We start from the raw sequence: 9576 nt of genomic DNA, 5'->3' as shown, positions 1-9576 counted from the left end.
CGCCGGCACCGACGGCCGGCGGCTCCGTGAACGGCCTGCTAACGCGTCGTCGTGTCAGAAGTCCTCGCCCTTGAAGTGGTTGATGCCAAACCCGAACATGGCAACGATAAGCCAGTAGGCGACCAGAAAGCCCAGCCAATCGGGGGTCGGTGAACGCCACAGCACCAGTGCGGTACCGAGCACAAAATTGATCAAGCCCCACACCAGATTGACACGCGCCGACGAATTCGCACCCAGCGGCGAGCGAAACCGCTTGCCGGCAACGCCGGCGATGAAGTGTGGCAGGCCGTTACTGAAGAAAAAGCCGATCACGACGTGCCAGATAGAAATGCTCATGCGAGACCTCCTACTTTCGATGTTATCCGGAGGCCGAGCGTCGACATCCCCGGGCGCCTTGTTTGAGGGCGGCGCGGCGCCTATAATGCCGGCCGTTTTTTGACTCCAGCAAGCGCTGGTCGCTGGATCACCATCGCGCCCTCGGGCGTGTCTGGTTGGGTCAGTCTGTGGCCGGATGCAGTCCAGCCATGTCCGAACGTTCCAACAGTGCCGCGTGGGCGGATGACGAGGCAGCGCAGGCGGCCGAAGAGTTTGGGCCGCCGCTGACGGCTGAGCAGGCGCAGGCGTTGCGTGACGCTCAGCCCATGCCTGGGCCGGGGCGCATCGTGCTGGCGCAAGCGGCGGTTGGCGCGCTGCTGGCCTTGCTGGCGCTGGCCGTGTTCGGGCGCACCGGGGTGGCCTGGTCGGTCCTGTACGGCGCGGGTGCCGTGGTGCTCCCGTCTGCCCTGATGGCGTACGGCATCGGGCGTCCGCTGCCGGAAGGCGCTTCGCCGTCGTTCGGCGTGGTGCGTGTGTTGGTGTGGGAGGTGGTCAAGCTCGCGCTGACGGTTTTGTTGCTGGCGTTGGCGCCGCGGGTCGTTGCGGCGCTGAGCTGGCCGGCTTTGTTGCTCGCCCTGGTGGCGTGCCTCAAGGTTTACTGGCTGGCGCTGTTGTGGCGTGGCCGTTGGAATAGATCAGAGAAGCGAGCAGAGGCTTACCAAACCTATGGCAGCTGAAAGCCATGCACCGACCGCGGGCGAGTACATCGTCCACCACTTGCAGCACCTGAGTTCCGGGCTGCAGGAATCGCTGGTTGATTTCTCGGTCGTCAATATCGACTCGGTGGTGTTGTCGGCCATCCTGGGTGCCGCGGCGTGCCTGGTGATGTGGCTGGCGGCGCGTGGCGCCACGGCGGGTGTGCCGGGCCGCTTCCAGGGCGCGCTGGAAATGCTCGTCGACCTGGTGGATGGCCAGGCCAAGGCGGTGATCCATGACGCGCGCAGCCGGCGCGTCGTCGGGCCGCTGGCGTTGACGGTGTTTATCTGGATCTTCCTGATGAACGCCATGGACCTGCTGCCGGTGGACCTGCTGCCGTGGGTCTGGACGGAGGTGTACGCGGCGGCGGGGCATGATCCGCATCACGCTTACCTGCGCGTGGTGCCCACGGCCGACCTGTCGACCACGCTGGGCCTGTCCGGCTCGGTGTTGCTGGTGTGCATCTACTACAACCTCAAGATCAAGGGGGCTGGCGGCTGGGTGCACGAGTTGTTCACGGCGCCGTTCGGCAGCCATCCGTTGCTGTATCCGGTCAATTTCCTGATGCAGATGATCGAGTTCGCGGCGAAAACGCTGTCGCACGGCATGCGGCTGTTCGGCAACATGTTCGCCGGCGAGCTCGTGTTCATGCTCATCGCCCTCATGGGCGGCGCCTGGGCATGGCAAATGAACCCCTTGTCCGGCGGCTTTTGGCTGGGCGTTGGGCATGTTGTGGCCGGGACCATCTGGGCCCTGTTCCACATTCTGGTGATCACGCTGCAGGCATTCATCTTCATGATGCTGACGCTGATCTACGTCGGTCAGGCGCACGAAGCGCACTGACCGGTTATTTAGTTTCGTTCCACCACGCAGACTCTCCTGAAGGAGCAACCATGGAAAATGTCCTCGGCCTCGTCGCGCTTGCTTGCGGTCTGATCGTCGGTCTTGGTGCTGTCGGCGCCTCGCTGGGTATCGCCTTGATGGGCGGCAAGTACCTCGAATCGTCGGCCCGTCAGCCCGAGCTGATGAACGAGCTGCAGACCAAGATGTTCATTCTGGCCGGCCTGATCGATGCGGCGTTCCTGATCGGTGTCGCCATTGCGCTGCTGTTCGCGTTCGCCAATCCGTTTCAGCTCGCTGCCTGATTCCGTCGTCTTGACTTCATTCACGAGCGCAAGGATCGAGTTGTGAATATCAACGCAACCCTGTTCCTGCAAGCGATCGTCTTCGCGGTCCTGGTGTGGTTCACCATGCGGTTTGTGTGGCCGCCGATCACCAAGGCCATCGACGAGCGTACGCAGAAGATCGCCGACGGATTGTCGGCAGCCGAGCGCGCCCGCTTGGAGCTGGCTACCGCCAACCGTCGCGTCGAGGAGCAGCTGTCTGCGGCGCGGGCCGACGCGGCCCAGCGGCTGGCCGACGCCGAGCGGCTGGCGCAGTCGATGATCGAAGAGGCGAAGGCGCGCGCCGCCGAGGAAGGCGGCAAGATCGTCGCCGCCGCCCGTGCCGAGGCGCAGCAGGAGCTGGTCAAGGCGCGTGAGGCGCTGCGTGGCCAGGTCGCCGATCTGGCGGTGCGTGGCGCCGAGCAGATCCTGCGTCGCGAGGTCGATGCCAACGCGCATGCGACCCTGTTGGCGCAGCTGCAGGCCGAGCTGTAAGTCATGGCCGAGCTTGCCACCGTAGCGCGTCCTTACGCCGAGGCGCTGTTCCGCACGGTCGACCCGGCACAGGCCGCGGAGCTGGTCGTTTCCCTGCAGCAGTTGGCGCAGGTGACGGCCGACACGCAGCTGCGCGCCTTTGCCGACAATCCGAAGGTGTCGGTCGAGCAGGTCACGCAAGTGGTGCTCGCGGCGTTGCCCGGCGACGTATCCCCAGTGCTGCAAGGCCTGCTGCAGACCGTGGTCGAGAACGACCGCCTGGCGGCGATGGGCGAGATCGCGCGGCAGTTTCAGGCGCTGGTGGACGAGCGCGCCGGAGTGGCGCGGGCCACCGTCTACAGTGCGTTCGAGCTGTCGTCCGAGCAGCTGCAGCAGATCGAGCAGACGCTGTCCGCGCGCTTCGGTCGTACGCTCGAAGCGCGGCCGGTGGTCGACCGTGACCTGATCGGTGGCGTGCGGGTGGTGGTGGGCGACCAGGTGCTCGACGCCTCGGTGCGGTCCCGTTTGGAACAGATGAGAACAGCCCTGACGGCCTGATCCCGGCCGCCCCGCGTGGCATCTCTGGAGCATGCAATGCAACTGAATCCTGCTGAAATTTCCGATCTGATCAAGAGCCGCATCGAGGGCCTTGGCGCGTCGGCCGACATCGTCAACCAGGGCACCGTGGTATCGGTCACCGACGGCATCGTGCGCGTGCACGGCCTGTCCGGCGCCATGGCCGGCGAAATGCTGGAGTTCCCGCCCACCGCGGCCGGCCTGCCGACCTATGGTCTGGCGCTGAACCTGGAGCGCGACTCGGTCGGTGCCGTGATCCTCGGCGAGTACGAGCACATTTCCGAGGGCGACACGGTCAAGTGCACCGGGCGCATCCTGGAGGTGCCGGTCGGCCCGGAACTGGTCGGCCGCGTCGTCAACGCGCTGGGCCAGCCCATCGACGGCAAGGGTCCGATCAATGCCAAGATGACGGACGTCATCGAGAAGGTGGCGCCGGGCGTGATCGCCCGTAAATCGGTGGACCAGCCGGTGCAGACCGGTCTGAAGGCCATCGACTCGATGGTGCCGATCGGTCGCGGCCAGCGCGAGTTGATCATCGGCGATCGCCAGACCGGCAAGACCGCGGTGGCGATCGACACGATCATCAACCAGAAAGGTCAGAACATGACCTGCGTCTACGTCGCCATCGGCCAGAAGGCGTCGTCGATCAAGAACGTGGTGCGGGCGCTCGAGCAGCACGGCGCCATGGACTACACCATCGTCGTGGCGGCATCGGCCTCCGAGTCGGCGGCCATGCAGTACGTGTCGGCCTACTCCGGCTGCACCATGGGCGAGTACTTCCGCGACCGTGGTCAGGATGCGCTGATCATCTACGACGACCTGTCCAAGCAGGCCGTGGCCTACCGTCAGGTGTCGCTGCTGCTGCGCCGTCCGCCGGGCCGCGAGGCGTTCCCGGGTGACGTGTTCTACCTGCACAGCCGCCTGCTCGAGCGTGCGGCGCGCGTGAACGCCGAGTACGTCGAGGCCTTCACCAACGGTGAGGTCAAGGGGCAGACCGGCTCGCTGACGGCGCTGCCGATCATCGAGACCCAGGCCGGCGACGTGTCGGCCTTCGTGCCGACCAACGTGATTTCCATCACCGACGGCCAGATCTTCCTCGAAACCAACCTGTTCAACAGCGGCATCCGCCCGGCCATCAACGCCGGTATCTCGGTGTCGCGTGTGGGTGGTTCGGCGCAGACCAAGCTGATCAAGAGCCTGTCCGGCGGCATTCGTACCGACCTGGCGCAGTACCGCGAGCTGGCGGCCTTCGCCCAGTTCGCATCGGATCTTGACGAGGCCACGCGCAAGCAGCTGGACCGTGGCGCGCGCGTCACCGAACTGCTCAAGCAGGCGCAGTACTCGCCGCTGTCGATCTCCCTGATGGCCGCTTCGCTGTTCGCGGTGAACAAGGGCTTCCTGGACGACGTGGACGTCAGCCGCGTGCTGGCCTTCGAGCACGGCCTGCACCAGCACCTGAAGTCCAGCCATGCTGCCCTGCTGCAGAAGCTGGAAACCGAAAAAGTGCTGGACAAGGCGGCCGAGGAAGAGCTGACCGGCGCCATCGAGGCGTTTGGCAAATCGTTCGCCTGAGACACCGGCAGCGCTAAAGGAGCACCGGCATGGCGGTCGGCAAGGAAATACGCGGCAAGATCAAGAGTATCGAGAACACGCGCAAGATCACCAAGGCGATGGAGATGGTGGCGGCGTCGAAGATGCGCCGTGCCCAGGAGCGCATGCGGGCGGCGCGGCCGTACAGCGACAAGGTGCGCAACATCACCGCCAACCTTGCGCGGGCCAACCCGGAGTACCGGTCGGCCTACATGCGCCCGGTCGACGAGGTGCGTTCGGTTGGCTTCATCGTGGTCACGACCGACAAGGGTCTGTGCGGCGGCCTGAACACCAACCTGCTGCGGGCGGTAAGCCTGCGCATGCGGGACGCCCAGGCCGCCGGCCAGTCGCTGCAGGTCACGACGCTCGGCGGCAAGGGGCAGAGCTTCATGACCCGTGCCGGCGCCAGGATCATCAGCCAGGCCGTGCAGCTGGGTGACGCGCCGCAGCTGGAAATGTTGATCGGGCCGGTCAAGGTGATGCTGGACGCGTTCGTGGCCGGCAAGCTCGACGCGGTGTACCTGTGCTACACGCGTTTCATCAACACCATGAAGCAGGAATCGGTGATCGAGCCGCTGCTGCCCCTGTCGGCCGACCGGTTGGAACAGACCGAGGCCGAGCGCCAGTCCCACAGCTGGGACTACATGTACGAGCCGAACGCGCCGACCGTCATCGAAGAGTTGCTCACGCGCTACATCGAGGCGCTGGTGCTGCAGGCGGTGGCCGAGAACATGGCCTCCGAGCAGTCGGCGCGCATGGTGGCCATGAAGGCGGCCAGCGACAACGCCGGCAACCTGATCGAAGAGCTCAAGCTCATCTACAACAAGACCCGACAGGCTGCGATTACGAAGGAGCTGTCGGAAATCGTCGGCGGCGCCGCCGCGGTATGACGCAAAACGGATTCTCGAAGGACCGGACAATGACAGAAGGCAAGATCGTTCAGTGCATCGGCGCCGTGGTGGACGTCGAGTTCCCGCGCGGGCAGATGCCCAAGGTCTACGACGCGCTGGTCATGGAAGGCTCGGACCTGACGCTCGAGGTGCAGCAGCAGCTCGGCGACGGCGTGGTGCGTGCCATCGCCCTGGGCTCCACCGACGGCCTGCGGCGCGGCCTGATGGTCACCGACACCGGCAAGCCCATCACGGTGCCGGTCGGCAAGGCCACGCTGGGCCGCATCATGGACGTGCTGGGCCGGCCCATCGACGAGCGCGGCCCGGTCGATCAGGCCGAGACCGCCGCCATCCATCGCAAGGCGCCGACCTACGACGAGTTGGCGCCGTCGCAGGAGCTGCTGGAAACCGGCATCAAGGTCATCGACCTCATCTGCCCGTTCGCCAAGGGCGGCAAGGTGGGCCTGTTCGGCGGTGCCGGCGTGGGCAAGACCGTCAACATGATGGAGCTGATCAACAACATCGCCAAGGCACACTCGGGCCTGTCGGTGTTCGCCGGTGTGGGTGAGCGTACCCGCGAGGGCAACGACTTCTACCACGAGATGGCCGAGTCCGGCGTGGTAAACCTCGAGAACCTGGACGAGTCCAAGGTGTCGATGGTGTACGGCCAGATGAACGAGCCGCCGGGCAACCGTCTGCGCGTGGCGCTGACGGGGCTGACCATCGCCGAATCGTTCCGCGACGAAGGGCGCGACGTGCTGTTCTTCGTCGACAACATCTACCGCTACACGCTGGCCGGTACCGAGGTGTCGGCACTGCTCGGCCGCATGCCGTCGGCGGTGGGTTACCAGCCGACGCTGGCCGAGGAGATGGGCCGCCTGCAGGAGCGCATCACCTCCACCAAGGTGGGTTCCATTACCTCCATCCAGGCCGTGTACGTGCCGGCGGACGATCTGACCGATCCGTCGCCGGCCACCACCTTCGCGCACTTGGACGCCACCGTGGTGCTGTCGCGCGACATCGCGGCGCTGGGTATCTACCCGGCGGTCGACCCGCTCGATTCCACCAGCCGTCAGGTCGACCCGAACGTGGTCGGCGACGAGCACTACAGCACCGCCCGCGCCGTGCAGGCGACGCTGCAGCGTTACAAGGAACTGCGCGACATCATCGCCATCCTTGGCATGGACGAGTTGTCGCCGGAGGACAAGCTGGCGGTGGCGCGGGCGCGTAAGATGCAGCGTTTCCTGTCGCAGCCGTTCCACGTTGCCGAAGTGTTCACCGGCGCTCCGGGCAAGTATGTGCCGCTGTCGGAAACCATCCGTGGCTTCAAGATGATCGTCAACGGTGAGTGCGACCACCTGCCCGAGCAGGCGTTCTACATGGTCGGCACCATCGACGAAGCGTTCGAGAAAGCCAAGAAAATCCAGTAAGCGAGGCCCCCGATGGCAAGCAGCAGCGCCACCGTGCAGGTCGAGGTGGTTTCGGCCGAGGCGTCGATATTCTCCGGCGAGGCGCGGTTCGTCGCCCTGCCGGGCGAGTCCGGCGAGCTGGGCATCCTGCCGCGCCACATACCGCTGATCACCCGGATCAAGCCGGGCGCGGTGCGTATCGAGCGCCCGGACGGCAGCGAGGAAATGGTGTTCGTGGCCGGCGGCCTCCTGGAGGTGCAGCCCGGTACCGTCACGGTGCTGGCCGACACCGCCGTGCGTGCGCACGACCTCGACGAGGCCGCGGCGCTGGAAGCCAAGCAGCGTGCCGAGGCGGCGATGGAAAACCGCCAGGGCGATTTCGAGTACGCCACTGCGAGCGCCGAGCTGGCGGAGGCGATGGCGCAGCTGCAGACCATTCAGCGCCTGCGTCGGCGCACGGGCCGCTGACGGCACATATCCGCCACCGGTGCCGTGACGTAAAGTCCGCACCATGAGCGCCGCACCGCTGCAGATCGTCATCCTCGCCGCGGGACAGGGCACGCGCATGCGCTCGTCCCTGCCCAAGGTGTTGTACGCGGTCGGTGGACGTCCCCTCCTCGGCCACGTGCTGGCCACCGCGCACGCCTTGTTGCGCGACACGGCCGCTGCCGAGCCCCCGGTAGTGGTCTATGGCCACGGCGGCGAGGCAATCCGCGCCGCCTTTGCGGATGTCGAGTGCCGCTGGGCGCATCAGGCCATCCAGCGCGGCACCGGCGATGCCGTGGCGGCGGCCGCCGACCAGCTGACGGCCCATGGCCGCGTTCTGGTGCTGTGCGGCGACGTCCCGCTGCTGCGTCCACAGACACTGGCGCGCTTGCTGGATACGCCGCCCGACAGTCTTGCCATCCTGACCGCTTCATTGGACGACCCGACCGGTTATGGACGCATCGTGCGCGATGCCGGCGGGGCGGTGCGCGGCATCGTCGAGCAGCGCGACGCCAGCGCCCAGGAGCAGGCGCTGCGCGAGGTGAACACCGGCACGCTGTTGATCCCGGCCGCGCGCCTGCACGACTGGCTCGGGCGGCTGCGGGCGGACAATGCGCAGGGCGAGTTGTACCTGACCGACGTCGTGGCCCAGGCAGTGGCGGACGGTGTGCCGGTGCATGGCGTGCCGGCGCCATCGGCCGCTGAGGTCATGGGCATCAACGACTGTGCCCAGCTGGCGCAGTGCGAGGCCGAGCACCGGCGCCGCCAGGCGCTGCGGTTGATGGAGGCCGGCGTCACGGTCCGCGATCCGGCGCGCCTCGACGTGCGCGGCGAAGTCAGCGTCGGGCGCGACGTGTGCATCGACGTCGGCGTCATTCTGGAAGGCACCGTGCACTTGGGTGACGGCGTACAGGTGGGGGCGCACTGCATCGTGCGCGACAGCGTCATCGGCGCTGGCGCGCGCGTCGAGCCGTTCAGCCTGATCGACGGCGCCCGGGTGGGCGATGGGGCCTGTGTCGGCCCGTATGCGCGGCTGCGCCCGGGCACCGAGCTGGCCGAGCAGGTGCACGTCGGCAATTTCGTGGAAGTTAAAAACGCCCGCCTCGGGCCGGGTGCAAAGGCCAATCACCTCAGCTATCTGGGCGATGCCCAGGTGGGCGCCCGCGTCAACGTGGGTGCCGGCACCATCACCTGCAACTACGACGGCGCCAACAAGCACGTGACCCGCATCGGAGACGATGCCTTCATTGGCTCGAACAGCGCACTGGTGGCGCCGGTCACGATCGGCGAAGGTGCCACCATCGGGGCGGGATCGGTGGTCGTGCGCCAGGCGCCAGCCGATGCCCTGACGGTGACGCGGGCGCCGCAGAAGAGCGTGCCCGGCTGGCGCCGGCCGCGCAAGAAGCCGGTGCCCTGACGGCCATGTGCGGCATCGTCTGCGCCATCGCCCGGCACGATGTGGTGCCCGATCTGCTCGAGGGTCTGCGCCGCCTGGAGTACCGCGGCTATGACTCGGCCGGCATTGCCGTGCGTCAGGATGACGGCCGCCTCAGGCGGGTGCGGGCCGTCGGCAAGGTCATGGAGCTGAGCCGCCGCCTGGCGGCCGAGCCGGTGACGGCGCATGCCGGCATCGGACACACGCGCTGGGCCACGCACGGCGCGCCGAGTGAGGCCAATGCCCATCCGCACATCTCGCGCGGCGAACTGGCGGTGGTCCACAACGGCATCATCGAGAACCATCACGCGCTGCGCGAGGCGCAGCGGGCGGCCGGCTTCGAGTTCACCTCGCAGACCGACACCGAGGTCATCGGACATCAGGTGCGCCTGCACCTGGACGGGGAAGGGGATCTTTTCGCGGCGGTGCGAGCGGCGGCGCTGGAGCTCGAGGGCGCGTTCGCCATCGGCGTGCTCAGCGGT

The 9576-nt window shown here is 66.9% G+C and carries 11 protein-coding genes and 1 pseudogene; 11 read left to right on the top strand and 1 reads right to left on the bottom strand.

Going from position 1 to position 9576, the window contains the following annotated elements:
* Positions 1–54 precede the first annotated feature (54 nt).
* Entirely contained in the window at positions 55–336 is a 282-nt protein-coding gene (locus ABYX71_RS08220; RefSeq protein ID WP_372696014.1) for a hypothetical protein, read from the bottom strand.
* Positions 337–524: 188 nt separating this feature from the next.
* Between ABYX71_RS08220 and ABYX71_RS08215 the strand changes: the two genes are divergently transcribed.
* The 11 genes and pseudogenes from ABYX71_RS08215 to ABYX71_RS08165 form a co-directional block, all read left to right on the top strand.
* A complete protein-coding gene (locus tag ABYX71_RS08215; RefSeq protein ID WP_372696013.1) occupies positions 525–1052 on the top strand; it encodes an ATP synthase subunit I in 528 nt (175 codons plus the stop codon).
* Positions 1042–1914: a F0F1 ATP synthase subunit A gene (gene atpB, locus ABYX71_RS08210; RefSeq protein ID WP_372696012.1), complete on the top strand. Its 873-nt coding sequence runs from the start codon at positions 1042–1044 to the stop codon at positions 1912–1914. The genes ABYX71_RS08215 and atpB overlap by 11 nt, the downstream gene beginning before the upstream one ends.
* Positions 1915–1964: 50 nt before the next feature.
* The gene (atpE, locus tag ABYX71_RS08205; protein ID WP_300129161.1) at positions 1965–2216 is read left to right on the top strand and encodes a F0F1 ATP synthase subunit C; all 252 of its coding nucleotides are present in this window, start codon (positions 1965–1967) and stop codon (positions 2214–2216) included.
* Between the two features lie 42 nt (positions 2217–2258).
* On the top strand, positions 2259–2729 hold the full coding sequence (locus ABYX71_RS08200; protein ID WP_372696011.1) for a F0F1 ATP synthase subunit B: 471 nt from the start codon (positions 2259–2261) through the stop codon (positions 2727–2729).
* 3 nt (positions 2730–2732) lie between these two features.
* Positions 2733–3266: a F0F1 ATP synthase subunit delta gene (locus ABYX71_RS08195; RefSeq protein WP_372696010.1), complete on the top strand. Its 534-nt coding sequence runs from the start codon at positions 2733–2735 to the stop codon at positions 3264–3266.
* A 36-nt stretch (positions 3267–3302) separates the two neighbouring features.
* Positions 3303–4856, top strand: a complete 1554-nt coding sequence (gene atpA, locus ABYX71_RS08190) for a F0F1 ATP synthase subunit alpha (RefSeq protein WP_372696009.1) — start codon at positions 3303–3305, stop codon at positions 4854–4856.
* 29 nt (positions 4857–4885) lie between these two features.
* Complete coding sequence (gene atpG, locus ABYX71_RS08185; RefSeq protein WP_372696008.1) at positions 4886–5764, top strand: F0F1 ATP synthase subunit gamma; 879 nt, start codon at positions 4886–4888, stop codon at positions 5762–5764.
* 29 nt (positions 5765–5793) lie between these two features.
* Positions 5794–7194, top strand: coding sequence for a F0F1 ATP synthase subunit beta (gene atpD / locus ABYX71_RS08180; RefSeq protein WP_372696007.1), 1401 nt, complete (start codon positions 5794–5796; stop codon positions 7192–7194).
* 12 nt (positions 7195–7206) lie between these two features.
* On the top strand, positions 7207–7641 hold the full coding sequence (locus ABYX71_RS08175) for a F0F1 ATP synthase subunit epsilon (protein ID WP_372696006.1): 435 nt from the start codon (positions 7207–7209) through the stop codon (positions 7639–7641).
* Between the two features lie 43 nt (positions 7642–7684).
* A complete protein-coding gene (gene glmU / locus ABYX71_RS08170) occupies positions 7685–9076 on the top strand; it encodes a bifunctional UDP-N-acetylglucosamine diphosphorylase/glucosamine-1-phosphate N-acetyltransferase GlmU (protein WP_372696005.1) in 1392 nt (463 codons plus the stop codon).
* 5 nt (positions 9077–9081) lie between these two features.
* A pseudogene (locus tag ABYX71_RS08165) lies at positions 9082–9576 on the top strand (glutamine--fructose-6-phosphate aminotransferase); the annotation flags it as partial.

This window comes from Immundisolibacter sp. (assembly GCF_041625615.1).
Classification (GTDB): domain Bacteria; phylum Pseudomonadota; class Gammaproteobacteria; order Immundisolibacterales; family Immundisolibacteraceae; genus Immundisolibacter.
The sequence above is the reverse complement of the archived record's forward strand: the minus strand, read 5'-3'. Positions and strand labels throughout refer to the sequence as shown.

Excerpts from the sequence above, each read along its gene's own strand:
- ABYX71_RS08220 (WP_372696014.1), bottom strand. The coding sequence starts at position 336 with ATGAGCATTTCTATCTGGCACGTCGTGATCGGCTTTTTCTTCAGTAAC.
- ABYX71_RS08215 (WP_372696013.1), top strand. The coding sequence starts at position 525 with ATGTCCGAACGTTCCAACAGTGCCGCGTGGGCGGATGACGAGGCAGCG.
- atpB (WP_372696012.1), top strand. The coding sequence starts at position 1,042 with ATGGCAGCTGAAAGCCATGCACCGACCGCGGGCGAGTACATCGTCCAC.
- atpE (WP_300129161.1), top strand. The coding sequence starts at position 1,965 with ATGGAAAATGTCCTCGGCCTCGTCGCGCTTGCTTGCGGTCTGATCGTC.
- ABYX71_RS08195 (WP_372696010.1), top strand. The coding sequence starts at position 2,733 with ATGGCCGAGCTTGCCACCGTAGCGCGTCCTTACGCCGAGGCGCTGTTC.
- atpA (WP_372696009.1), top strand. The coding sequence starts at position 3,303 with ATGCAACTGAATCCTGCTGAAATTTCCGATCTGATCAAGAGCCGCATC.
- atpG (WP_372696008.1), top strand. The coding sequence starts at position 4,886 with ATGGCGGTCGGCAAGGAAATACGCGGCAAGATCAAGAGTATCGAGAAC.
- atpD (WP_372696007.1), top strand. The coding sequence starts at position 5,794 with ATGACAGAAGGCAAGATCGTTCAGTGCATCGGCGCCGTGGTGGACGTC.
- ABYX71_RS08175 (WP_372696006.1), top strand. The coding sequence starts at position 7,207 with ATGGCAAGCAGCAGCGCCACCGTGCAGGTCGAGGTGGTTTCGGCCGAG.
- glmU (WP_372696005.1), top strand. The coding sequence starts at position 7,685 with ATGAGCGCCGCACCGCTGCAGATCGTCATCCTCGCCGCGGGACAGGGC.